Origin of the sequence: Vineibacter terrae (genome assembly GCF_008039615.1) — a bacterium.
Lineage (GTDB): Bacteria > Pseudomonadota > Alphaproteobacteria > Reyranellales > Reyranellaceae > Vineibacter > Vineibacter terrae.
Map to the genome: position 1 here is coordinate 40,929 of NZ_VDUZ01000015.1, position 23,189 is coordinate 64,117.

Sequence of the window (23,189 nt, forward strand, 5' to 3'; positions counted from 1 at the left end):
CAAATATAGCGGACGTCGCGGCATGGGCAGAGTCCCGGATACCCTCGCCCCGCGGGAGCGGGGGAGAGGGAGGGGCCCATCGCGCGAAGCGGTCGGGCGGCGAAGATTTTCTTTTCCATCCATGCGCCGAAAGTGAGTCGCCCTGCGATGATAGGAGCCGTAACCTCCGTTTGGAGCTGTGTCGAAGGAGAGTGAAGCGAATGGTCGATACTGGCGAGCCCGTGCCCTACATGGAGCGCACCCGGCAGTGCTATCGCGCGCTTGGCTACGCGAAGGACTATGTCTGGGCCCGGCATGACGATGTGCCCTTTTCGAAGCTGCCCAAGCCGCTGTCCGAATCCCGCCTGGCCTTGATCACGACGGCAAATCCGGTTGACTACAGCGGCACCCGGCAATTGTGGTCGGGGGCGATACATCCGGCGCCGCCCAGGCTGCATACCGCGGATCTCGCCTGGGACAAGGAATCGACGCATACCGACGATCGGGGGACGTTCCTGCCTATCGAGGTTGCCGAGAAGCTGGCGGGGGAGGGCGTGTTCGCCGCGCTGGCGCCGCGATTTCACGGCGTGCCGACCGACTACAGCCAGCGCAGCACCACGGAGGATGTCGCCCCCAAGGTTCTGCAACGCTTGCGGGACGACGGCGCCGATGGTGCGGTTCTCTGTCCACTTTGACCCGTCTGTCACCAAACCGTGAGTTTGGTCGCCCGACATCTCGAAGCCAATGGCATGCCGACCGTGATCGTCGGATCGGCACTGGACGTCGTCGAGCATTGCGGCGTTCCTCGCTTCCTCTTCACCGACTTCCCCTTGGGCAATCCGTGCGGTCATCCGTGGGATCGGGAGATGCAGGAGGCCATCGTGCGGCAGGCGCTCGGCCTCCTGGTGACAGCCTCGGGGCCGCGAACGACCGTCAAGGCTCCCTTCGGGTGGAAGGAAGGCGATCCCCGGTGGCGCGCCCGTTATGGACGCGTCGATCCCGCCGAGCGGGACCGTCTGCTCGCGCTCGGCGAGGAGCGTCGCCGCCAAAGAACCAAGGCTGCGGCCACGAGAGCGACAAGGGAGGGATGAGCCGGTGCCCCAGGACAGATATGGCAACGCGTTGACGACGAGCTCCTCGGCGGCGCGCGATGCGTATGTTGCCGGTGTCGACAGGTTGCTCAGCGCCGACGCCAGGATCGAGGATGCGTTCCGCGAAGCCATCGCGGCCGACGATGGCTTTGCCCTGGCTCACATCGCCCTGGCGCGAACGCTGCAGGTGCTGGGCCGGGGCGCGGAGGCGAAGGCCCCCCTTGAACGGGCGCTCGTGCTTGCCGCGGGCACAACCGGGCGCGAGCAAAGCCACATCGCCGTCTTCGCCAGGATCCTTGCGGGTCAGGGTGCGGCGGCGATTGCGCTGATCCTGGAACACGCCAGGACATGGCCGCGAGACGCGATGGTGCTGGCACCCATCACCGGCGTCTTCGGACTCATTGGATTTTCAGGAAAAGCTGGCCGGGAGGCGGAACAGCTTGCAGTCCTTCAGCCGTTCGCCTCGGCGTACGGTGACGATTGGTGGTTCCGCACGGTCCTGGCGTTCGCCGAGGTCGAGCTGCATGACTTCAAGAACGGTCTTCGGAATATCGAGATCGCGTTGCGCGGCAATCCGCGCAACGCCCACGCCGCGCACATCCGCGGCCATCTCCATTACGAGCTGGGCGAGCGTGAGGAGGGGCTGACGTTCCTCAAGGACTGGGCGAAGGCGTATCCCAGGGACGGCATGCTGCATTGTCACGTCAGCTGGCATCAGGCGATCTGGTCGTTGGAGACGGGCCGGCGCGAGGATGCGTGGCGCATCTACGCCAGCGACCTGCGTCCCGGCGGATCGTGGGGACCGCCGCTCAATGTTCTCACCGACTGCGCCTCATTTCTCGCTCGGGCGCAGATGGCAGGGGAAGAAGTCGATCCGGACCTCTGGCGCGCCATCAGCCGCTATGCCGGACAGTGGTTTCCCAACTCGGGAATGATCTTCGCCGACATGCACAGCGCGCTGGCGTTTGCCATGGCAGGTGACGGCGGCGCCCTGCGTTCGCTCATCGACAATCCCAAGGGTCCTGCCGCGGACATCCTCGCGCCGATCGCCCGTGGGCTGGGCGCCTTCGCTGGTCGGAAGTGGGATGAGGCCATCCAGGAGCTTCAGCCCGTCCTTGCCGTCCATGAGCGCGTGGGCGGCAGCCGGGCACAGCGGGATCTGCTGGAGTACGCCGTGACGAGCGCCTTGCTTCGGAACGGCCAGGCTGACGAGGCGCGGCGGCTCATCTCGACGCGCCGCCCCAGGAACGGACGCGGCGGATTTCCGCTTGCCGGGCTGACGGCGGATATCGCATCGCAGGCGTGATGGGCACGCCCCAGCGGATCTCGCTGGGGCGGCTTTCGCAATGGCACCTGGCAACGCGTGCCGCGCCGGCTTCGCGGCGATCAGTTGCCCGACGAATCGTCGAGCCAGATGTCGCGCACGAGGACGATGTTGCCGCGCGGCGCCGGCACGTTCTTCACCTTCTTGCCGGCGATCATGTGGCTGACCAGGCGGATCGGCATGATGAGGATGGCGTCATCGGAGACCAGCCGCTCGATCTCGCAGTAGATCTTCTTGCGCTTGGTGGTGTCGGTCTCCGTCCGGCCTTGTTGAATCAGCGCATCCATCTTTGCGCTGCTATACTTGCTGACGGTTCGCGCACCCTCCGTGCTGTACATCAAGGATACCATGTGATCCGGATCGCCGTCCGGTATCTGCGGACGCCACGACGCCATCTGGAAGTCGTTGGCATAGAAGTTGCGCACGTGCTGGGCCTGATCGACAAGCTTGATCTTGGCCTGGAATCCAGCGGCTTGCGCGAACTGCTGTGAGATCGACGCGAGGCGGCGGCCGCCCGGCGTGTTGGTGCTGTTCATGGTGAGCTGGACCGGCTTGCCGATCTCCTTCAGCAACGCCTTGGCGGCTGGGAGATCATAACCCCGCCATCCGTTGCTGCCACCACAGTACCATGGCGAGTTCGGTGCGAAGATGCCATCGGCAACCTTGACCGTGCCCATGAAGTAGCCATCGGCAAATGCCTGGCTGTCGAAAGCTGCGATGATGGCGCGGCGCGCACGCAGGTCGTTGAACGGCGGCTTGGACTGATTTAGCCCCCATCCCGTCGTGCTTCCGCCGACATAGTCGATAATCTGGAGGTTCGGCGCCTCGCGTGCATCAACCACCGGCTGCGCCGTGTTTCCCAGCGCCATATGGATTTCGCCCGACTTCACGCTCTGGTGCAGGGTGACCTGGTCCGGCACGATCCTGAAGATGATGCGGTCGAGATAGGGACGATCCTTGTCCCAGTAGTTCTCGTTGCGTGACACGATCACGCGATCGCCGGTACGCCATTCGTCGAAGACGTATGGTCCCGTGCCGATCGGCTTGCGCTGGAAGCCGTCCGGATCATCGGTCAGCGCCTTGGGCGATCCGATCAGGTTTATCACCGAGTCGAGCGCCAGCGCCGACTTCAGCGCGGCCCAGGGATGCTTGAGGTTGAACCTGACCGTGTACGCGTCGACGGCCTCGACGCTTTCGATCGGAGAAAGCATCGAAGCGGCCGAGATGCTGTTCTGCGGATCCAGAACACGTCTGTAGTGGAAGATCACGGCATCGGCGTTGAACGGTGTGCCGTCGTGGAACGTCACGCCCTGCCGCAGTGTGACCGTTGCGCTCTTGTGATCAGGCGCATCCTTCAGCTCCAGCCCCAGACGAGGCTCGATAGTCTGGTCATTGCCGTACGCGAACAGTCCCTCCATCACGGTCAGCGAGGGAGCGAGGGTATTGGAGTTCATACCCTTCACTTTTATGGGATTGAAGCCATTGAACTCCGCTTCCGACCCGACGATCAGTGTGCCGCCGCGCTTCTGCGCCCAGCCCGGCGTGGCAGCGAGCGCGGCCGCGGCGATGCACATCCCGACGGCGGTCGACCGCAGCCAGCAGTTCTTCGGAAACATCATTCACCCTCCTCGGTGTGCTTTCGGTTCGTTGCGAAGGATCGCCGGCCGTGCCTCAGGCGCGGCCTGCCGGTGCGCGCTCGCGCACCGCCGGGCCGAGCACGAACGGCTTGTGGCAGGCAGCCGATCTGGCGTCCTGCAGTCCCGCGAGCTCGGGCGGCACCCGGCGACAATGATCGTCCGCCGCGGGGCAGCGGGTCTGGAACCGGCAGCCGGGCGGCGGCGCGAGCGGCGAGGGGATCTCGCCGGACTTCATGGGCAGGCGCTGCAGGGCGGCGTCCGGATCGGGCTCGGGCACGGCGCTCAGCAGGGCTGCCGTGTAGGGGTGGGCCGGGCCGTTGAAGATGCTGTCGGCCGCGCCGATCTCGGCAATGCGGCCGAGATACATGACGGCGACCCGATCGGCGATGTTCCTGACCACCGCAAGGTCGTGCGAGATGAACAGCATCGCCAGGCCGAGCCGCTCGCGCAATTCGTTCAGCAGGTTCAGCACCTGCGCCCGCACCGAGACATCAAGGGCCGACACCGGCTCGTCGCAGACCAGCAGCGCCGGCTCCAGCACGAGCGCACGCGCGATCGACAGGCGCTGGCACTGCCCGCCGGAGAATTCATGCGGGTAGCGGCCGAGCACCGCCTGGGGATCGAGGCCGACCAGGTCCAGCACCGTCGCGACGCGCCGGGCGCGCGCGGCGGCGTCGCGCATGCCGGTGATGCGCAGCGGCGCCTCCAGGATCTCGCGCACGCGGCGGCGCGGATTGAGCGAGGAGATCGGATCCTGGAAGATCATCTGGAAGCGCGGCCGCAGCGCCTTCAGGGCGCGGCGCGAGAGGCGGCGCAGATCCTGCCCGTCGACCAGGATCTGCCCTTCCGTATGCGCCTGCAGCTGCATGATCGCGCGCGCGACGCTCGACTTGCCGCAGCCCGACTCGCCGACCAGCGCGAGCGCCTCGCCGGGATGGACGTCGAAGCTTATGTCCTCGGCGGCCCGCAGCGTCCTGCCGCCGCCCAGCGGATAGATCACGGCAAGGTCGCGGACCGACAGGATCGGGGTGGTGGCGCTCATGCGCCGGCTCCAGCCGGATACCAGCAGCGCAGCAGGTTGCCGGTCGGGTCGGCGACCAGCGCCGGTCCATCGAGCTCGCAGCGCGGCTGGCGTTGGCCGCAGCGGGGCGCGAAGCGGCAGCCCTGGGCCGTGCCGTATACCGTCGGCGGCCGGCCCGGGATCGTGCTCAGGCGCGCGTGCGGCGCATCGCGCAGCCCCGGGATGGCGCCCAGCAGCGCCCGCGTGTAGGGCATGCGGGGCTCCCGGAACAGCGTGCGTGTCGGTGCCCGCTCGACGACCTGGCCGGCATACATCACCACGATATCGTCGGAGTGGCCGGCTGCGACGCCGAGGTCGTGGGTCACCAGGATCATCGCCATCCGCTGCTCCTGCTGCAGCCGGCGCAGCAGGTCGAGGATCTCCGCCTGCACGGTGACGTCGAGCGCGGTCGTGGGCTCGTCGGCGATCAGCAGCTCGGGATCGCAGGCGATCGCCATGGCGATCACCACGCGCTGGCGCATGCCGCCGGAGAGCTGGTGCGGGAACTGCTCGAGGCGCCTTTCGGGCGAGGAGATGCCGACACGCTTCAGCAATTCGACCGCGCGCCTTCCGGCCTCGGCGCGGTCGAGGCGCAGATGCAGCACCATGCCCTCGGCCAGCTGGGCGCCCACGCTGCGCACCGGATTGAGCGAGGTCATCGGGTCCTGGAACACCATGGCGATGCGCCGGCCGCGCACGCGCTGCATGGCCCTGGCATCGAGCCGCAGCAGGTCCAGCCCGTCGAAGCGGATCGCGGCGTCCGGCGACAGGATCGCCTTGCGCGGCAGCAGCCGCAGGATCGAGCGCGACAGCACCGACTTGCCGGAGCCCGATTCGCCCACGATCGCCGTGGTCCGGCCGGCGCTGATCTCGAGCGCGACGTCCTCCAGCGCCGAGAGCTCGCCGCGCGGCGTCGGGAAGCGCACGCCCAGGCGGCTGATGGAAAGCAGGGCCTCGCCGGTCATGACAGCCCGCCCTCCTTGGCCTCGGTCTTCTGCCGCAGCGCATCGCCCAGCAGGTTGAGGCTGAGCACGGTCAGGAACATCGCGAAGGCGGGGATCAGGCAGACATGCGGCGCCCGCTCCAGCGCCTCGCGGCCTTCGGCGATCATGCTGCCCCAGCTCGGCGTCGGCGGCGGGATGCCGACGCCGAGGAAGCTCAGCGAGCCTTCGGCCACGATCATGATCGACATCACCGTGAGGGCGTAGGTGACCAGCGACATCGCCATGTTGGGCAGGATCTCGCGGAACATCACGTAGAGGTCGCCGGCGCCGGCGGTGCGCGAGGCCAGCACGAACTCGCGATTGAGCAGCACGATCGCGTTGGCGCGCGCGATACGGGCGAACGCCGGAACCGACATGATTCCCAGCGCCAGGGTGACGTTGAGCAGGGTCGGCCCCAGCACGGTCGTGAGCCCCAGGGCGAAGATCAGGCTGGGGAACGCCAGCATCGCGTCGAGCACGCCCAGGATCGCCATGCGCGGAACGCCGCCGTAGAAGCTCGCGATCAGGCCGAAGAACGTGCCGAACACGAGGCCGATCAGCGGCGCCGCCACGCTGACGATCACCGACACGCGCGCGCCGTGGGCGAGGCGGGACAGGATGTCCCGGCCGTCGAGGTCGGCGCCCAGAGGATGCGCCAGGCTGGGCCGCGCCTCGGCGGCGTCGAAATCCATGTGCGTGGGCGACGGCACCGGCAGGAAGTCGGCAGCGACCACGAGCACGGCGACCAGGGCGACCCAGATCGCCGGCAGGATGACGCGCAGGCCGGTCCGGGGCTTGCGCCGCGGCGCTGCCGCGGCCGCGACGGTGGCCGGCTGGATGCCGGCTTCGCTAACGGCCATGGCGCAGCCTCGGGTCGAGGACGGCGTAGATCGTGTCGACCAGGAGGTTCACGAGCACGAAGGCGGCGGCGATGAACAGCACCACGCCCTGGACCATCATCAGGTCGCGCGTGTTGATGGCCTCGATCAGCAGGCGGCCGATGCCGGGCAGCGCGAACAGGGTCTCGATGATGACGGTGCCGCCGATCAGGTGGCCGATATTGATGCCCATCACCGTCACCAGGCTGAAGGAGGAGGGGCGCAGCGTGTGGGTCAGCAGGATGCGCCAGTCGGAGAGGCCCTTGGCGCGCGCCACGACGACGAACTCCTCGCGCAGGGTGCTGGCGACGTCGCTGCGCAGCAGCCGCAGGTAGACCGGCGCCTCGACCAGGGCCAGCGTCAGCGACGGCAGGATCATGGAGCGGATATTGCCGATCGGATCGGTCTCGAAGGCGACGAAGCCGCTGGCCGGCAGCCAGCGCAGCCAGACCGCCAGCAGCAGGATCAGCACGATGCCGAGCACGAAATGCGGCACCGCGAGGACCCCGAACGCGCTGCCGGAGATGAGGCGGTCGATGGTGCCACCTTCGCGGTAGCCGGCCCACAGGCCCAGCGGCAGCGCCAGCAGCAGCGCCAGGATCTGCGCCGCGATCATCAGCTGCAGCGAGACCGGCAGGCGCTGGGCGATGGCGTGGCTGACCGTCTCGCCGGTGGCATAGGACTTGCCGAGGTCACCGGCGAGCGCATTGCCGAGCCAGCCCAGGAAGCGTTCCGGCAGCGGCCGGTCGAGCCCCAGCTCCTTCTCGACCCGGGCGATGGCCTCGGGCTGGGCACCCTCGCCGAGGATCGAGTAGGCGAGGTTGCCGGGCAGCAGCTCGAGCATGCCGAAGGTGGCGACGGAGACCAGCAGCAGCACCGCCACGAGATGGCCGATCCGCTGGGCGAGGTTCGAAATACGTGTCGGCATGGCCACGGACGCAGGAGGCAGCGCGGCCGCTTCCCCGGTCGGCCCGGGGCGCGCAACGCCGCCTATCGTCGAGAGAAAGCAGCCACCCTCTGCGGCAGCGCAGAGGGTGGCTGCGGTGCTGGATGTCAGGCTGCGGCGGGGGCGGCCTGCGGGCCGCGCACCAGGCGGCCCGGCAGGGCGGCCGTCGGCTCGCCGTCGCGATAGGTCACCTGGCCCGAGACGATCGTGGCGACATAGCCGCGCGCCGGCTGCAGCAGGCGCTTGCCGCCGGCCGGCAGGTCGGCGCTCATGTAGGGACGCTCGACGCGCAGGCGGTCGAGGTCGATCACGTTCACGTCGCCCTTCATGCCCGGCGCCAGCACGCCGCGGTCGAGCAGGCCCACGGCCCGCGCGTTGTCCTGGGTGTGCTTGCGCACCAGCCGCTCGATCGGGAAGCGGCCGCTGGCGCGATCGCGGCCCCAGTGCGCCAGCAGGTAGGTGCTGAAGCTGGCGTCGGAGATGATGCTGACATGCGCGCCGCCGTCGCCGAGCCCGACCAGGGTGTGCGGATGGTCGAGCATCTGCCGGCAGACCTCGAGGTTGCCGTCGGCGTAGTTGGCGAACGGCGCCAGGATGAAACTGCGCCCGTCCTGCTCGAGCAGGATGTCGTAGGCCAGATCGGCGGCCGCGCGGCCCTCGCGCGCCGCGCGGGCGGCAATCGAATCGGAGAGCGGCGGCTCGTAGTCCGGCGGATCGCCGAGCGCGAACATGCGGTCGAAGGCGGCCAGGCGGCGATGGGCGGCGTCGCCCGTCGGCAGCTCCTTGGCCTCCTCGAGCAGGCGCTTGCGGAACTCGGGTTGACGCATGATCGCGACCCGCTCCTCGAGCGGCCTGTCGGCGATCTCGCGGTAGGCGCGCAGCGAGAAGAACGGATTGCGGCTGCCCTGCAGGCCGAGCAGGACGCCGATCGGCCGCGGCGCGACCTGGGCCCGGATCGAGAGGCCCTCGCGCGCCGCCGCGTCGGTGAGCTCCAGCAGCTTGCGCCAGGCATGCGGCTCGCTGTGGCGCTGGCCGAGCGAGAACGACAACGGCCGCCCGGACTGCGCCACCAGCCGGCGCACCATCGCGAACTCGGTCTCCGCATCGGGTGTGTTCCAGTCGGAGATGAACTCGAGCACGCCGCGCCCGGCGTCCTTCAGGCCCATGGCGATCGCCAGCAGCTCGTCCTCGGTGGCGCGCAGCGACGGCGTCGGGTCACCGGTGATCGTGCGGTGATTGAGCGTGCGCGAGGTCGAGAAGCCGATCGCACCGGCCTCGGCGGCTTCGCGCGCCAGGCGGCGCATCGCGGCGATGTCGTCGGGGTTGGCCGCCTCGAGGCGCGCGCCGCGTTCGCCCATCACGAAGACGCGCAGCGCGCCATGCGGAAGCTGGGCGCAGATATCGATGTCGCGCGGCCGCGCCTCGAGCGCATCGAGGTAGTCGCCGAACGACTCCCAGCTCCAGCTCAGGCCTTCGTGCAGGGCGGCGCCCGGGATGTCCTCGACACCCTCCATCAGCTCGATCAGGCGCTGGCGGTCGCCTTCACGCACCGGCGCGAAGCCGACGCCGCAATTGCCCATCACCGCGGTTGTGACGCCATGCCAGCTCGACGGCTGCATCCGGCTGTCCCAGACCGCCTGACCGTCATAATGGGTGTGGATGTCGACGAACCCGGGCGTCACCAGCTTGCCGCGTGCGTCGATCTCCTCGCTGGCGTTGCCGAGGTCCTTGCCGATCGCCACGACGCGGCCGTCCTTCAGGGCGACATCGGCTTCGCGGACCGGCGCGCCGGTGCCGTCGGCGACGGCGCCGCCGCGGATCAGGATATCGCTCTTGCCCAACATGATGGATCTCCACTTCCCTCGAATTGTCTTGTTGATTGTGGCGCCAGGCGCCTGCCGGCGTCGCGTCGTGCGCGAGCTGCGCTCATCTCGTGTCCGCGCGACCGTAGACGCAAACAGCATGATCACAAAGGCAGCATTTCAACATGCTTGCTATGCAACAAGCAAAGAACGCGGCGAGCTCTCGAGGTGAATCTCCATTGGGAGCACCTCGAGAGTCGCGCGTGTGCGATGACAGATGGCGGTGACCTACTACCGGCTATCGGTGGAAGGTGAGTCGCGACTGTCATCCCGAGCGCAGCGAGGATCTCCTGCGAATGACGCACCGTGCGTCCCACACGGGAGATCCCTCTCCTGAGCCTGTCGAAGGGGCACTCGGGATGACGGATGTATCAGCGACCTGCGATTCCCAGCACTAGGCAGCCGGGGAGCTGCTGCCGATGACGTTCAGCGCCATTGCTTCAGGACGGGCAGGACCTCCTTCGCGAACAGCCGCAGCGAGGATTCGGCCTCCTCATAGGGGATGCCGCCGAAACGGAACGATGTCGCCAGCTCGAAGCTGCCGAGCAGCGCACGGCGCTCCTCCAGCTTCCGCAGGATGCGGTCCGGTGTCCCCCAGGTGGTGGCGTTCATGAATCCTTTCAGGAATCCGTCCTTGCCCATCTTCTTCAGGCTGCGGGACGCCTCGGCGTAGGCGGCATAGCCCTTGGTGGCCGTGAAATGGTCACCCATGATCTCGTAGTGCTCGAGGATGCTGTCGAGATAGGTGCTGAGATGGCTTGACGCGCGCGCCTGCGCCGATGCCGCGTCTGCGGTGCAGTAGCAGAAGTCGCATGTCATCGGCGGCGGCGCCTCCGATCCATGCAGGTCCAGGTAGCGGGCGCGGTGCTTCTGCACCGACGGCAGGCGGTGCTCCCACGAGCGGTCGGCGAACATCACCATGCGGCCGCGCAGGCGGGCTGCCGATTCGATCGAATCGTCGCTCGAGGCGACGGCATAGAGGCGATCACCGAAGCTGCGTTCGGGCTTGGGGCGGATAGCGGCGCGCGGCTGCGGGTAGAACTTGCCGCTGCCCTCCATGTAGCCGTCGCGCAGCGCCCCCAGGATGAGATCGGCGGCCTCGTCGAAGCGCTCCCGCGATTCGTCCATGCCGATGCCGCGGAACGCCGCGAACTCGCGCCGCGACAGGCCGCGGCCGATGCCCAGGCGCAGGCGCCCGCGCGCCAGGTGATCCAGCAGTGCGACCTTCTCGGCCACCCTCAGAGGCTCGTTCCACGGCAGGATCACGGCCGCCGTGCCGACCTCGGCCTGCGTCAGCCGGGGGACGAGGTAGGACAGGATCTGGGTGTTGTCCGGGCAGAACGAATAGTCGAAGAAATGGTGCTCGACCGACCAGATGACATCGAAGCCGAGCTCGTCCGCCAGCAGGGCGAGCCGGATCTCCTCGTCATAGACCTGCCCGTCGGAAATACCGTTCCAACCATGGCTGGTGAACACCATCTGCATGCCGACGTCCATCCGGCCCTCCTTTCGTAGCCAAGACCCGTTGCTGGCGCGTCGCTAGCCCACGAACGCGCCGCCATTCACGTCGAGCACCGCGCCCGAAATGTATGACGCCGCCGGCGAGCACAGGAATGCGATCGGCCAGGCGATCTCGTCGACGCGCCCCATGCGCCCCAGCGGCAGGGCCGACGGCGCGAACGGCAATCCCCGGGCGAGCGGCGTATCGACCGGCCCGGGCGCGACGCCGTTCACCAGCACGTTGCGGCCGACGCCGTGCCGCGACAGGCTGCGGACCAGGGTGTGAACGGCGCCTTTCGATGCTGCGTAGTCCAGCGGCGTGCCGCCGGCGATCCCGCCGCCGTTGCGGCCGGCGGCCGACCCGACAAGGACGATGAAACCGCCGCCGCGTTCGCCCATCCGGTCGACGAAGGCATTGCCCAGCACCAGGGGCGCGCGGACATTGATGCGCATGAGCAGGTCGAACCGCGCCTCGGCGGAAAGATCCTCGCGCCAGCCTTCGCGGCTGAACACGGCGGCGCAGTTGGCGAAGGCGAAGATCCCTTCTTCCGCCGCAAGCGCCTGCAGGAACGGTTCGTCCGCCAGGTTCCCGACCCGCGTCGTGGCCTTGGCGCCGGCGCGTCGGACCTCGGCCTCCACCTCGGCCAGAGGTGCGACATCCACCAGCACCAGCTCGGCGCCCAATCCGGCCAGCAGGGTGGCCGTCGCGCGCCCGATGCCGCTGGCGGCGCCGGTGAGCAGCACGCGTTTGCCGTCCAGTCCAAGGCCCGCCGAGCCGGCGCGCGCGTCGTGATCCACGAGATCCTCCCGTCTTTGGCCGCACCTTCTGCCCGGGATGATTAATTTGTCAATAACAAACATATTTGATAATAGCGAATAATGAACGAGGCACTCGCTCCGCGGCACGGCACGCGGTAGCAAGCCGCGATGGCAGCAGGGGAGACAGCAGCGATGAAAAGTCAGCAACGCGGCATCCAGTCGGTGGAGATCGGCTGCGCGCTGCTCCTGGCGCTGGCGCGAAGCCGTGTCGCGATGCCGCTCAGGGACCTCGCCAAGGCGGCGGACATGACGCCGTCGAAGGCGCATCCCTATCTCGTGAGCTTCGCCAAGCTCAAGCTGATCGCCCAGGACCCTGCCACGGGACAGTACGACCTGGGCGAGGCGGCGCTGCAGATCGGCCTGGCCGCCTTCCAGAGGCTGTCACCGCTGCGCGCGGCCCAGGAGGAGCTCAAGACGATCGAGGTCGGTGCACATTATTCGACGGCGGTGTCGGTCTGGGGCAGCCAGGGGCCGACCATCGTGCAGTTCACCGAAGCGGACTATCCGTTGCAGGTCTACATCCGGTGCGGCACGGTGCTGTCGCTGGCCAACACCGCCGCCGGGCAGGCCTTTGCCGCGTTCATGCCGCGCAACGTCATCGCCAGCGCCCTCAAGCAGGAGCGCCATCGCTTCGCGGGCCGCACGGAGGCCATATCGATGGCCGCCCTCGACGAGATCACCGCCGAGGTGCGCAAGCTGGGCATCGCCCGCAGCATCGGCACGGTCGTGCCGGGCGTGAACTCGATCAGCGCCCCCGTGTTCAACGACCGCGGCGAGATGGTGCTGGCCATCAGCCTCATGCGCCCCGGCCTGCCGGCCGACGCCGATCCCCAGGGCGCGACGGCACGGGCGGCCAAGCAGTGCGCACTGCGCATCTCCCGGCGCCTGGGCTTCACGCCACCGGAGTGAGTTCGTTAATATGGAATCTGTTTGACATATGCGAACGTCCTTCCTAACGTCGCGCGATACCGCCGGACGTGCCCAACAGCGGCGGCTCTCGGGAGGACGCGATTGTGAAACGACGGCTTGCGCTCAGTCTTGGTCTCTGCCTGCTCGGCCTTTCGCCCGGGCATGTCGCGGCGCAGGAGACGCCGCTCAAGATCGGCGTGCTGACCGACATCACGGGACCGTTCGCCAGCATCGTCGGTGAGAACTCCGTCGAGGCGGCGCGCATGGCGGTCGAGGATGCGGGCGGCACCGTGGCCGGCCGCCGTGTCGAGGTCGTCGCCGCCGACCACCAGAACAAGGCTGATATCGGCGCCAACATCGCGCGCCGCTGGTTCGATACCGAGAACGTGGAGGTCATCGTCGACGTGCCGGTGTCCTCGGTGGCGCTGGCCGTGCAGGCGGTGGCGCGCGAGAAGAAGAAGGTGGTGCTGTTCTCCAGCGGCCTCACCGACCGGCTCAGCAACGAGGATTGCGCGCCCTACAGCGTGCAATGGATGCTGGACACCAACGTGCTGGCGCGCGGCACCGTCAGATCGATCCTCGACGGCGGCGGCGATACCTGGTTCTTCATGACCGCCGACTATGCGTTCGGTCATTCGATGGAGAAGATCAGCCGCGACATGATCGCCGCCAACGGCGGCAAGTTCCTCGGCAGCGTCAGGAACCCGCTCAATACGCCGGACATGTCGTCGTTCCTGCTGCAGGCGCAGGCCAGCAAGGCGAAGATCATCGGCGTCGCCAATGTCGGCCAGGATTTCCGCAACATCGTGATCGGCGCCGCCGATTTCGGCCTGATCGCCAGCGGGCAGCGGCTCGCCAGCATGATCGTCTACGACAGCGACATCATCTCGCTTGGCCTCGACAAGGCCCGCGGCCTGTACCTGACCACGGCGTTCTACTGGGATCTCGACGATGCCACGCGCGCCTTCTCCGAGCGCTTTTTCAAGCGCCGCGGCGCGATGCCGAACATGATCCAGGCCAGCATCTATTCGTCGATCACCCATTACCTGGCGGCGGCCAAGGCGACCGGCAGCTTCGAGCCGGACAAGGTCCTGCCGCAGATGCGCGCCACCCCGGTGAACGATTTCTTCGCCAAGAACGGCAAGCTGCGCCCCGACGGGCTGATGCAGCACGACACCTTCCTCATGGAGGTCAAGGCGCCGTCCGAGTCGAAATCGAAATGGGACATCCTGAAGCTGGTGCGGCGCATCCCCGGCGATGTCGGCTATGCGCCGCTGGCGGACTCGAAATGTCCCACGCTCGCCAAGTGACCGGGGGCCGTTCTTGATCGACCTGTTCGGCAATCCGCGCCTGGGCGACCTGCCGCTTCAGGCCGCCCGCAACTGGCCGCAGCGCACGGCCCTGGTATTCGGCGATGCGCGTTGGACCTTCGCCGAGCTGCACGCGGCGGTCGACCGCAGCGCCTGGGCGCTGATGCGTGCCGGCTTCGGTCCTGGCGACCGGATCGGGCTGTGGTTCACCAACCGGCCCGAGTACATCTTCCTGCTGTTTGCCGTCAGCCGCATCGGCGCCATCGCCGTGCCGCTCAACACGCGCTACCGCTCCCGCGACATGGCCTATTGCCTGGCCCAGTCCGAATGCAATGCGCTGATCTACGCCGAGCAGTCGGGGCCCATCGACTACGGCGCGATCCTGGCCGAGGTCCTGCCCGGCCGGAAAGCGGCGCCGGGCGGTGGCGTCGCCTGCGCCGCCTTTCCGCATCTGCGGCGGCTGATCGCCATCGGCGACAGCAAGATCGACGAAGCCGACACGCTCGCCGGCCTGATCGCCGCTTCAGGTCCGGTGGATGCGGCGGCGGTCGCCGCCCGCGCCGCGGCGGTGGCGGTCGATGACCTGGCGATGATCGTCTACACCTCGGGCACCACCGGCAACGCCAAGGGCGCGATGCTCAGCCACGCCGGCGTGCGCCTCTGCATCCTGCGCAGCGTCATCTGGGGGACCTCGTTCCGCGACGTGCAGATGCACTATTTGCCGCTGTTCCATCTGTATGCGATCGGCTTCGTCACCGTGCCGTCGATCGCGCTGGGCGCCTCGCAGATCCTGATGGAGACCTTCGAGCCCGAGCTGGCGCTCGATCTGGCCGAGCGCGAGAAGGCGACCATCGTGCACGGCTTCGATCCGCACTATCGCGACCTGCTCGACAGCCAGCGGCGCCGGGCGCGCGATCTTGGCAGCCTGCGCATGGGCAGCTTTCCGTCGGGGCCGGACAACTGCGTCGCCATCGTGCGCCGGGCCAATGCGGAGCTGTGCCCCATCTACCCGTCGTTCGGCATGACGGAGACCTGGGGCGGCATCACGGCCGGGTTCATGGACAGCGACGTCGAGCAGCGCAGCGAGGCCTCGGGCTTTCCCGTGCCCGGGGTCGAGGTGCGCATCGTCGATCCGGAAACCGGTCGCGCCCAGCCCGCCGGCGCGCTGGGCGAGATCCAGGTCCGCAGCTTCTCGCTGATGCAGGGCTACTACCGCATGCCGGCGGAGTCGGAAGCGGCCTTGCTGCCCGACGGGTTCCTGCGCACCGGCGATGCCGGCTACCTGCGGGAGGACGGCTATCTGCGCTTCACCGGCCGCTACAAGGACATGCTGAAGGTCGGCGGCGAGAACGTCGCGCCGGCCGAGGTCGAGGCCTTGCTGCTGGAGCTGCCCGGCGTGCTCGATGCGTCGGTCGTGGGCTATCCCGACGATCGGCTCAACGAGGTGGCCGCGGCTTTCCTGATCGTCGACAAGGCGGCCGCGGTCGATATCGCCGCCGTCCAGCGGCATTGCCGCGGCCGGGTGGCGAGCTTCAAGATCCCGCGGCACGTCTTCATCGTCGACGGCTTCCCCATGACACCATCGGGCAAGGTGCAGAAGGTGAAGCTGCGCGAGGTCGCCGGCCGCCATCACGCGCAGGTGCAGTCTATGGCTCGGGGGCAAGCATGACGACGACGGAAGCACCGCTGCGCAAGGCGCAGCGCTACGCGGCGGGAGCGGCGGCAATCGCCGGCGGGTCCGGCGGCCTGGGCGGCGCCATCGCCCGCACCCTGGCGCGGTCGGGCGCCAACGTCGCGGTGACCTACAACCGCAACCGCCAGGCCGCGGAAGAGGTGGCGGGCGCCATTGCCGCGCTCGGGCGCGAGGCTGCCGCCTTCCAGGTCGATCTGCGCGATGCCGATGCCGTCGCGCGCTTCCATGCCCAGGTGGTGGCGCGCTTCGGCGGCCTGCATACCGCCGTCTATGCGGCTGGCCCCTACATCGAGATGCGTCACATCGGCAATCTCGAGCCGGCCTTGTTCGAGCGCACGCTGGGCAGCGACGTCTTCGGCGCCTACAACTTCTTCCATCACGCGATAAGCGGGCTGCGCGCCGCGCGCGGTGTCGCGATCTGCCTGGGCACGCCTGCGATGCGGCGCTATGCCAAGAAGGACATCCTGTCCTCGGCGCCCAAGGCCGCGCTCGAATCGCTGGTCAAGGGGATCGCGGCCGAGGAGGGCCGTCACGGCATCCGCGCCAACATGGTCGGCGTCGGCATGATCGGAGACGGCATGTTCCACGAGCTGATCGCCAAGGGCGATTTCGACGAGCGCTTCATCGAGGCCACGAAGAAGGCGGTCGCCCTCGGGCGCCTGGGCACCGCGGCCGAGATCGCCCAGACCGTCGATTTCCTCGCCTCCGACGATGCGTCCTACATCACCGGCCAGACCCTCATGGTCGATGGCGGCTACGCGATCTGAGCCCGGTCCGTATCCCTGGACTATTTCGGGATGACGGCCATGGCCTGGATCTCGACCTTGGCCCGGTCCTCCACCAGGGCCGTGACCTCGACCGCGGCCATCGCCGGAAAGTGCCGCCCGATGATCTCGCGGTAGGCGCGGCCGATGCCGGCGAGGTTGTTCAGGTAGTCCTTCTTGTCGGTGAGGTACCAGGTCATCGTCACGACATGCTCCGGGCCGGCGCCGGCCTGGGCCAGCACCTCGACCACGTTGCGCAATGTCTGGCGCACCTGCTCGACCAGGTCGTCGGTCTCGAACCGGTTCTGGCTGTTCCAGCCGATCTGGCCGCCGACAAAGACCAGCCGACCTTCGGCTGCGATGCCGTTGGCGTAGCCCTTGGGCTGGACCCAGCCCGGGGGTTGCAGGATCGTGTGCACGGTCATGGCTGGCCTTGCTTCCTGAGCTGGTAGCGCTGGATCTTGCCCGTCGCCGTCTTGGGCAGGGCGGGCGTGAACTTCACCGAGCGCGGATACTTGTAGGGCGCGATCGTCGCCTTGACGTGGTCCTGCAGGCGCCTGGCCGTCTCGTCGTTCTCGGCGACGCCGTCGGCCAGCACGACATGCGCCTGCACGATCTGGCCGCGCTCCTCGTCGGGCACGCCGATCACGGCGCATTCGCGCACGTCGGCGTGGGTCAGCAGCGCCGCCTCGACCTCCGGCCCGGCGATGTTGTAGCCCGACGAGACGATCATGTCGTCGGACCGCGCCGCGAAGTGGAAGCACCCGGCCTCATCCTGCACGAAGGAATCGCCGGTGAGGTTCCAGCCGTCGCGCACATAGTTGCGCTGGCGCGCATCGGCGAGGTAGCGGCAGCCGGTCGGGCCGCGCACGGCCAGCCGGCCGACCGTGCCGCGCGGCACCTCGTTCATCTCCTCGTCCACGATCCGGGCCTCGTAGCCGGTGACCGGCCGTCCGGTGGAGCCCGGCGCGAGATCGTCGAGCCGATTGGAGATGAAGATGTGCAGCATCTCGGTGGCGCCGATGCCGTCCAGGATCGGCTTGCCCGTCTTGCGGATCCAGTCGTCGAACACCGGCGCCGGCAGCGTCTCGCCGGCCGAGACCGCCAGGCGCAGCGACGACAGGTCGGCGCCCTTGTCGTGGGCCGCCAGCATGGCGCGGTACGCCGTGGGCGCGGTGAAGCTGACGGTGGCGCCGTAGGTCTGGATGATCTCGATCATGTTGGCGGGCGAGGCGTCCTCCAGCAGTGTCGCCACGGCGCCGAAGCGCAGGGGAAAGACCGCCAGCCCGCCCAGGCCGAAGGTGAAGGCCAGCGGCGGCGAGCCCACGAACACGTCGTGCGGCGTGACGCCCAGCACCTCCCTGGCGTAGCCGTCGGCGATCACCAGCAGGTCGCGATGGAAATGCATGGTGGCCTTGGGCACGCCGGTCGTGCCGGACGTGAAGCCGAGCAGGGCGACGTCGTCGCGGCCCGTGCGCACCGCCTGGAACTGCACCGGCTTGTTGAGGGCGACGCGGTCGAGCTCGGCATCGTGGTTGGCCGTGCCGTCGAAGCCCACCACCTGCTTGAGGTGGCGGCTGGTCTTGGCGCAGGCGGCCAGCTCGTCCATCAGCCGCGTGTCGCACAGCGCCAGCGCCACCTCGGCCTTGTCGACGATCTGGGCCAGCTCGCCGGCGCGCAGCATCGGCATGGTGTTGACCACCACGGCGCCGGCCTTGGTGGCGGCCAGCCAGCAGGCGACCATGGCCGGGTTGTTGGCCGAGCGGATCAGCACCCGGTTGCCGGGCCGCACGTTGTAGGTCTCGACCAGCGCGTGGGCGAGGCGGTTGGTCCAGTCGGACAGCTCCTTGTAGGTGCGGCGCCGCCCGTTGCCGATCAGCGCCGTGTGATCGCCGAACCCTTTCTCGACCATGCGGTCGGTGAGCTCGACGCCGATATTGACGTGCTCGGGGTAGTCGAAGCCCGACAGCAGGAAGTCGGGCCACTGGTCGGCCGGCGGGAGATTGTCCCGGGCGAACGTGTCGACATGCGCGCTCGGTCCCAGCATGGCGTCAGGCTCCCTCGAAGATCGGCTTCTCCTTGGCGACGAAAGCGCGGTAGGCATGCTCGAAATCACGCGTCTGCATGCAGATCGCCTGAGCCTGGGCTTCCGCCTCGATGGCCTGCTCCAGCCCCATCGCCCATTCCTGGTTGAGCTGCGTCTTGGTGATGCCGTGCGCGAAGGTCGGCCCCGACGCGATGCGCCGGGCCATGTCGAGCGCATCGGCCTCCAAAGACGCGGCGTCGACCAGGCGATTGTAGAAGCCCCAGCGCTCGCCTTCGGCGGCCGACATGGCGCGGCCGGTGTAGAGCAGCTCGGCCGCGCGGCCCTGGCCGATGATGCGCGGCAGCATCGCGCACGCGCCCATGTCGCAGCCGGCGAGGCCGACGCGCGTGAACAGGAAGGCGGTCTTGGCCTCGGGCGTGGCGATGCGGATGTCGGATGCCATGACGATGATGGCGCCGGCGCCGACGGCGATCCCGTCGACCGCGGCGATGATCGGCTTGCCGCAGTTCAGCATCGCCTTGACCAGGTCGCCGGTCATGCGCGTGAAGGCCAGCAGCGCTTTCATCTCCATGCCCACCAGCGGGCCGATGATGTCGTGCACGTCGCCGCCGGAGCAGAAATTGCCGCCATTGGGCAGGAACACGACCGTGTCGATGTCGTCGGCGTCGCGCAGGGCGCGGAACGTGTCGCGCAGCTCGGCGTACGAATCGAAGGTGAGCGGATTCTTGCGTTCGGGCCGGTCGAGCCGGATGCGCGCCACCTTGCCGTCGGCCTGCCAGAGGAAGTGCTTGGGCTTCAGCCCGGCCATGCTGCTCATTCCTGCTTCTCCCAATTGCTGCGAAACGTCTTCAACATTGTCGCCAGCCGCCGCGCGTCGTTGCCGGACACGCCGCCCAGCAGCGCGTCGATCCATCCTTCGTGCGCGGCGGCCATGGTGCGGAACTGCTCCTCGCCGGCGCGGGTGAGGCGCACGATCGACGTGCGGCGATCGCCGTCGCGCTGGGCCCGCAGCACCAGCCCCTCGGCGGCCAGCCGGTCGATGATGCCGGTGACGTTGCCGTTGGAAACCAGCAGGAAGCGCGACAGGTCGCTCATCAGCATGCCGTCCGGGGCGCGATAGAGCGCCGCCAAGACATCGAAGCGCGGCAGCGTCGTGTCGAACGTCGTGCGCAGCCGCTCGCGCAGCTCGGCCTCGATGAGGCGGTTGGCGCGCAGCAGCCTGATCCACAGCCGCAGCCGGTCCTTGCTGTCGGACGACAGCTCCGGCGCGGCCTGCGGCGTGCTCACCATGTCTCGCCTCCCGACAGCGACAGCGCCTGGCCGGTGATCGATCCCGCCGCATCGCCGCACAGCCACAGCACGGCGGCCGCCACTTCCTGCGGCTGGATGAAGCGGCCCTGCGGATTGGTGGCGGACAGGCTGGCGCGCGCCTCCTCGGCGCTGCGGCCGGTCGTGCGCACGATGCGCTCGACCGACTGCGCCAGCATGTCGGTCTCGACGAAGCCGGGGCATACCGCATTGACGGTGACACCCGTCCGGACCATCTCGGTGGCGAGCGCCCGCATCAGGCCGATCACCCCGTGCTTGGCGGCGACATAGGGCGCCACATAGGCGTAGCCCTTCAGGCCGGCCGTCGAGGCCACGAAGACGATCCTGCCGGCCTTGCGCTTGGCCATGCCGGCCAGCGCCGGCTTCACGGTCAGGAACGACCCGGTCAGGTTGACGTCCAGCGTGCGCTGCCAGTCGGCCAGCGACGTGCGGTGCGCCGGGCTGCTTTCCGACATGCCGGCGTTGACCACGACGATGTCGAACGGTCCGCGCGCCGCTTCGGCCTCGGCATGGAGCTTGGCCATCGCGGCTTCGTCCGTGACGTCGGCAGCGACGGCGAAGATGCGGTCGTTCTCGCCGGCCGTGGCCTCCAGCGGTGCCGGCCGACGGCCGCAGATCGTGACGGCGACCCCGGCGTCGGCGAGCGCCAGCGCCACGGTGCGGCCGATGCCCGAGCCGCCGCCCGTCACCAGCGCATGACGTCCCATGATCATACTTTCAACCCCATCGTTGCAGTGCGTTCGGCCAGCCGCAGAGCCTGATCGCGTCCGGGCAGGTACGGGTCCGGCCACCTGGTGTCGCGGTCGCCCAGGGCGACGGCGGCATGCAAGGTCCAGTAGGGATCGGCGAGATGCGGCCGCGCCAGGCAGACGAGGTCGGCGCGCCCGGCCAGCAGGATCGAGTTCACGTGGTCGAACTCGTAGATGTTGCCCACGGCCATGGTGGCCATGCCGGTCTCGTTGCGGATCCGGTCGGAAAAGGGTGTCTGGAACATGCGGCCGTAGACCGGCCGCGCCCGGATCGACGTCTGGCCGGCCGACACGTCGCAGATATCGACGCCGGCGGCCTGCAGCAGGCGCGCGATCTCGACCGCCTCGCCAGGGGTGACGCCTTCGCCGTCGACCCAGTCGGTGGCCGAGATGCGCATCGAGATCGGCTTGTGCGCCGGCCATGCGGCGCGCACGTCGTGGAAGACTTCGAGCGGATAGCGCAGGCGGTTCTCGAGCGTGCCGCCATAGGCATCAGTGCGCCGGTTGGTCAGCGGCGTGATGAAGGACGACAGCAGATAGCCGTGCGCCGCATGGATCTCGAGCATGTCGAAGCCGCAGCGCGCCGCCATCCCGGCGGCGGCGACGAACTCTGCCCGCACGCGCGCCATGTCGGCGTGATCCATCGGCCGCGGCACCTGGTTGGCCGCCGACCACGGCACGTCCGATGCGGCCATGACCGGCCAGTTGCCGCGCTCGAGCGGCGCATCCATCTCGTGCCAGCCGAGCTGGGTCGAGCCCTTCGGGCCGGAATGGCCGATCTGGGCGCAGATCTTCGCGTCCGTCTCGCGGTGCACGAAGTCGACCAGCCGCCGCCACGCCGCCTCGTGCGCGGGCGCGTAGAGGCCCGTGCAGCCCGGCGTGATGCGGCCTTCGGGGCTGACGCAGGTCATCTCGATGCAGACCATGCCGGCGCCGCCCTTGGCGCGCTCAGCGTAGTGCGCGAAATGCCAGTCCGTGGGGCAGCCCTCGACGGCCTTGTATTGCGCCATGGGCGACACGACCACGCGGTTCTTCACGGTCATGTCGCGCAGCCGCAACGGCGCGAACATCGGGGCGCGCCGCACGTTGTCGCTGTTGCCGGCGCGGCGCTGGAACCATGCCTCGGCATCGCTCAACCAGCGCGGGTCGCGCAGCCGCAGGTTCTCGTGGCTGATGCGCTGCGAGCGCGTGAGCAGGGAGTAGTTGAGCTGCACCGGGTCGAGGTCGAGATAGCGCTCGACCTCCTCGAACCACTCCAGGGAGTTGCGCGCGGCCGATTGCAGCCGCAGCACCTCGACGCGCCGCGCGCTTTCATACTTGGCGAAGGCCGCCTCCAGGTCGGGCTCGGCGTGGAGATAGTCGGCCAGCGCGATCGCGCTCTCCAGCGCCAGCTTGGTGCCCGAGCCGATGGAGAAATGGGCGCTGGCGGCTGAATCGCCCATCAGCACCAGGTTCTGGCACGACCAGCGGGCGCACAGCACGCGCGGGAAGTTGATCCAGGCCGAGCCGCGGAGGTGGCTCGCGTTCGACATCAGGCGGTGGCCGCCGAGATGTCTGGCGAAGATCCGCTCGCAGGCGGCGATGGACTCCTCGCGGCTCATGGCCTCGAAGCCGAAGCCGCGCCACGTCGCCTCGCTGCATTCGACGATGAAGGTCGCAGTTTCGGGCTCGAACTGGTAGGCGTGCGCCCACACCCAGCCATGCGCCGTCTTCTCGAAGATGAAGGTGAAGGCGTCGTCGAACTTCTGCTGCGTGCCCAGCCAGACGAACTTGCACTTGCGCACGTCGATGTCGGGCTTGAAGACGTCCGCGAAGGCGGCGCGGGCGCGCGAGTTCAGCCCGTCGGCGGCGACCACCAGGTCATGTGTCGCCATGTAGGGCTTGGGGTCGTCGATCTCGGTCTGGAACACCAGCTTGACGCCCAGCTCGCGGGCGCGGCGCTGCAGCAGCAGGAGCAGCCGCTTGCGGCCGATGCCGCAGAAGCCATGCCCGCTGGAGACCGTGCGCACGCCCTTGTGGAAGACGGCGATGTCGTCCCAGTACGCGAAGTGCTCCCGGATCCAGTCGGCGCTGACGGCGTCGTTGGCCGCGAGGTTGTCGAGCGTCTCGGCTGAAAGAACGACGCCCCATCCGAACGTGTCGTCGGGCCGGTTGCGTTCGAACACGGTGATGTCGTGGGCAGGATTCCTGCCCTTCATCGAGATCGCGAAGTAGAGGCCGGCGGGGCCGGCGCCAAGAACAGCAACCTTCATCCGAGGCATCCTCCGTCCCAGCGCACCCCGGAACACTGGCACCACACCCGGATTGTT

The 23,189-nt window shown here is 68.5% G+C and carries 21 protein-coding genes; 7 read left to right on the plus strand and 14 right to left on the minus strand.

All coding sequences use genetic code 11. The features are described from left to right. The first annotated feature begins 200 nt into the window (after positions 1-200). Genes FHP25_RS14845 through FHP25_RS14855 form a run of 3 tightly spaced genes read left to right on the plus strand, consistent with a single transcriptional unit; the run spans position 201 to position 2,376 of the window. On the plus strand, positions 201-674 hold the full coding sequence (locus tag FHP25_RS14845) for a hypothetical protein (protein ID WP_178133542.1): 474 nt from the start codon (positions 201-203) through the stop codon (positions 672-674). A 54-nt stretch (positions 675-728) separates the two neighbouring features. Continuing rightward, on the plus strand, positions 729-1,070 hold the full coding sequence (locus FHP25_RS14850) for a hypothetical protein (RefSeq protein WP_147847723.1): 342 nt from the start codon (positions 729-731) through the stop codon (positions 1,068-1,070). A 31-nt stretch (positions 1,071-1,101) separates the two neighbouring features. After that, positions 1,102-2,376: a tetratricopeptide repeat protein gene (locus FHP25_RS14855; protein ID WP_218578388.1), complete on the plus strand. Its 1,275-nt coding sequence runs from the start codon at positions 1,102-1,104 to the stop codon at positions 2,374-2,376. Between the two features lie 80 nt (positions 2,377-2,456). On the opposite strand, the gene FHP25_RS14860 is transcribed toward FHP25_RS14855, so the two are convergent. The 8 genes from FHP25_RS14860 to FHP25_RS14895 form a co-directional block, all read right to left on the minus strand. Next, positions 2,457-4,013: an ABC transporter substrate-binding protein gene (locus tag FHP25_RS14860; RefSeq protein WP_147847724.1), complete on the minus strand. Its 1,557-nt coding sequence runs from the start codon at positions 4,011-4,013 to the stop codon at positions 2,457-2,459. 52 nt (positions 4,014-4,065) lie between these two features. After that, positions 4,066-5,073, minus strand: a complete 1,008-nt coding sequence (locus FHP25_RS14865) for an ABC transporter ATP-binding protein (protein ID WP_147847725.1) — start codon at positions 5,071-5,073, stop codon at positions 4,066-4,068. Next, the gene (locus FHP25_RS14870) at positions 5,070-6,056 is read right to left on the minus strand and encodes an ABC transporter ATP-binding protein (RefSeq protein WP_147847726.1); all 987 of its coding nucleotides are present in this window, start codon (positions 6,054-6,056) and stop codon (positions 5,070-5,072) included. The genes FHP25_RS14865 and FHP25_RS14870 overlap by 4 nt, the downstream gene beginning before the upstream one ends. Continuing rightward, positions 6,053-6,934: an ABC transporter permease gene (locus tag FHP25_RS14875; RefSeq protein WP_147847727.1), complete on the minus strand. Its 882-nt coding sequence runs from the start codon at positions 6,932-6,934 to the stop codon at positions 6,053-6,055. Before FHP25_RS14875 ends, FHP25_RS14870 begins: the two co-directional genes overlap by 4 nt. Continuing rightward, entirely contained in the window at positions 6,924-7,880 is a 957-nt protein-coding gene (locus FHP25_RS14880; protein ID WP_147847728.1) for an ABC transporter permease, read from the minus strand. Before FHP25_RS14880 ends, FHP25_RS14875 begins: the two co-directional genes overlap by 11 nt. A 125-nt stretch (positions 7,881-8,005) precedes the next feature. Further along, on the minus strand, positions 8,006-9,742 hold the full coding sequence (locus FHP25_RS14885; RefSeq protein ID WP_147847729.1) for an N-acyl-D-amino-acid deacylase family protein: 1,737 nt from the start codon (positions 9,740-9,742) through the stop codon (positions 8,006-8,008). Between the two features lie 444 nt (positions 9,743-10,186). Continuing rightward, complete coding sequence (locus FHP25_RS14890; RefSeq protein ID WP_147847730.1) at positions 10,187-11,257, minus strand: LLM class flavin-dependent oxidoreductase; 1,071 nt, start codon at positions 11,255-11,257, stop codon at positions 10,187-10,189. Between the two features lie 42 nt (positions 11,258-11,299). Beyond that, entirely contained in the window at positions 11,300-12,058 is a 759-nt protein-coding gene (locus FHP25_RS14895; RefSeq protein ID WP_178133543.1) for an SDR family NAD(P)-dependent oxidoreductase, read from the minus strand. Positions 12,059-12,211: 153 nt separating this feature from the next. On the opposite strand from FHP25_RS14895, the gene FHP25_RS14900 reads away from it, so the two are divergent. From FHP25_RS14900 to FHP25_RS14915, 4 genes are all read left to right on the plus strand, one after another. After that, the gene (locus tag FHP25_RS14900) at positions 12,212-12,988 is read left to right on the plus strand and encodes an IclR family transcriptional regulator (RefSeq protein ID WP_178133544.1); all 777 of its coding nucleotides are present in this window, start codon (positions 12,212-12,214) and stop codon (positions 12,986-12,988) included. Between the two features lie 104 nt (positions 12,989-13,092). Beyond that, positions 13,093-14,298 (plus strand): ABC transporter substrate-binding protein, encoded by a 1,206-nt coding sequence (locus FHP25_RS14905; RefSeq protein WP_231712327.1) that lies wholly within the window; start codon positions 13,093-13,095, stop codon positions 14,296-14,298. A 13-nt stretch (positions 14,299-14,311) separates the two neighbouring features. Continuing rightward, on the plus strand, positions 14,312-15,967 hold the full coding sequence (locus tag FHP25_RS14910; protein WP_178133545.1) for a class I adenylate-forming enzyme family protein: 1,656 nt from the start codon (positions 14,312-14,314) through the stop codon (positions 15,965-15,967). Beyond that, complete coding sequence (locus FHP25_RS14915) at positions 15,964-16,758, plus strand: SDR family NAD(P)-dependent oxidoreductase (protein ID WP_147847734.1); 795 nt, start codon at positions 15,964-15,966, stop codon at positions 16,756-16,758. Before FHP25_RS14910 ends, FHP25_RS14915 begins: the two co-directional genes overlap by 4 nt. Before the next feature lie 20 nt (positions 16,759-16,778). On the opposite strand, the gene FHP25_RS14920 is transcribed toward FHP25_RS14915, so the two are convergent. Genes FHP25_RS14920 through FHP25_RS14945 form a run of 6 tightly spaced genes read right to left on the minus strand, consistent with a single transcriptional unit; the run spans position 16,779 to position 23,132 of the window. Continuing rightward, a complete protein-coding gene (locus tag FHP25_RS14920; RefSeq protein ID WP_147847805.1) occupies positions 16,779-17,174 on the minus strand; it encodes a RidA family protein in 396 nt (131 codons plus the stop codon). A 2-nt stretch (positions 17,175-17,176) separates the two neighbouring features. Then, positions 17,177-18,802: an AMP-binding protein gene (locus tag FHP25_RS14925; protein WP_147847735.1), complete on the minus strand. Its 1,626-nt coding sequence runs from the start codon at positions 18,800-18,802 to the stop codon at positions 17,177-17,179. Between the two features lie 4 nt (positions 18,803-18,806). Then, positions 18,807-19,619 carry an enoyl-CoA hydratase family protein gene (locus FHP25_RS14930; protein ID WP_147847736.1) on the minus strand — a complete coding sequence of 271 codons (813 nt, stop codon included), beginning with the start codon at positions 19,617-19,619 and terminating at the stop codon, positions 18,807-18,809. Further along, positions 19,616-20,092 carry a MarR family winged helix-turn-helix transcriptional regulator gene (locus FHP25_RS14935; RefSeq protein WP_147847737.1) on the minus strand — a complete coding sequence of 159 codons (477 nt, stop codon included), beginning with the start codon at positions 20,090-20,092 and terminating at the stop codon, positions 19,616-19,618. Before FHP25_RS14935 ends, FHP25_RS14930 begins: the two co-directional genes overlap by 4 nt. Then, positions 20,086-20,844 carry an SDR family NAD(P)-dependent oxidoreductase gene (locus FHP25_RS14940; protein ID WP_147847738.1) on the minus strand — a complete coding sequence of 253 codons (759 nt, stop codon included), beginning with the start codon at positions 20,842-20,844 and terminating at the stop codon, positions 20,086-20,088. Before FHP25_RS14940 ends, FHP25_RS14935 begins: the two co-directional genes overlap by 7 nt. Then, the gene (locus FHP25_RS14945; RefSeq protein WP_147847739.1) at positions 20,841-23,132 is read right to left on the minus strand and encodes a bifunctional salicylyl-CoA 5-hydroxylase/oxidoreductase; all 2,292 of its coding nucleotides are present in this window, start codon (positions 23,130-23,132) and stop codon (positions 20,841-20,843) included. Before FHP25_RS14945 ends, FHP25_RS14940 begins: the two co-directional genes overlap by 4 nt. Between the last annotated feature and the right edge of the window lie 57 nt (positions 23,133-23,189).

What these genes read in the sequence shown, in the direction of transcription:
- FHP25_RS14930 (WP_147847736.1), bottom strand. Translation starts at nt 19,619, where the DNA reads ATGAGCAGCATGGCCGGGCTGAAGCCCAAGCACTTCCTCTGGCAGGCC.
- FHP25_RS14860 (WP_147847724.1), bottom strand. Translation starts at nt 4,013, where the DNA reads ATGATGTTTCCGAAGAACTGCTGGCTGCGGTCGACCGCCGTCGGGATG.
- FHP25_RS14875 (WP_147847727.1), bottom strand. Translation starts at nt 6,934, where the DNA reads ATGGCCGTTAGCGAAGCCGGCATCCAGCCGGCCACCGTCGCGGCCGCG.
- FHP25_RS14890 (WP_147847730.1), bottom strand. Translation starts at nt 11,257, where the DNA reads ATGGACGTCGGCATGCAGATGGTGTTCACCAGCCATGGTTGGAACGGT.
- FHP25_RS14940 (WP_147847738.1), bottom strand. Translation starts at nt 20,844, where the DNA reads ATGATCATGGGACGTCATGCGCTGGTGACGGGCGGCGGCTCGGGCATC.
- FHP25_RS14900 (WP_178133544.1), top strand. Translation starts at nt 12,212, where the DNA reads ATGAAAAGTCAGCAACGCGGCATCCAGTCGGTGGAGATCGGCTGCGCG.
- FHP25_RS14945 (WP_147847739.1), bottom strand. Translation starts at nt 23,132, where the DNA reads ATGAAGGTTGCTGTTCTTGGCGCCGGCCCCGCCGGCCTCTACTTCGCG.
- FHP25_RS14935 (WP_147847737.1), bottom strand. Translation starts at nt 20,092, where the DNA reads ATGGTGAGCACGCCGCAGGCCGCGCCGGAGCTGTCGTCCGACAGCAAG.
- FHP25_RS14850 (WP_147847723.1), top strand. Translation starts at nt 729, where the DNA reads ATGCCGACCGTGATCGTCGGATCGGCACTGGACGTCGTCGAGCATTGC.
- FHP25_RS14845 (WP_178133542.1), top strand. Translation starts at nt 201, where the DNA reads ATGGTCGATACTGGCGAGCCCGTGCCCTACATGGAGCGCACCCGGCAG.
- FHP25_RS14865 (WP_147847725.1), bottom strand. Translation starts at nt 5,073, where the DNA reads ATGAGCGCCACCACCCCGATCCTGTCGGTCCGCGACCTTGCCGTGATC.
- FHP25_RS14885 (WP_147847729.1), bottom strand. Translation starts at nt 9,742, where the DNA reads ATGTTGGGCAAGAGCGATATCCTGATCCGCGGCGGCGCCGTCGCCGAC.
- FHP25_RS14925 (WP_147847735.1), bottom strand. Translation starts at nt 18,802, where the DNA reads ATGCTGGGACCGAGCGCGCATGTCGACACGTTCGCCCGGGACAATCTC.
- FHP25_RS14870 (WP_147847726.1), bottom strand. Translation starts at nt 6,056, where the DNA reads ATGACCGGCGAGGCCCTGCTTTCCATCAGCCGCCTGGGCGTGCGCTTC.
- FHP25_RS14880 (WP_147847728.1), bottom strand. Translation starts at nt 7,880, where the DNA reads ATGCCGACACGTATTTCGAACCTCGCCCAGCGGATCGGCCATCTCGTG.
- FHP25_RS14915 (WP_147847734.1), top strand. Translation starts at nt 15,964, where the DNA reads ATGACGACGACGGAAGCACCGCTGCGCAAGGCGCAGCGCTACGCGGCG.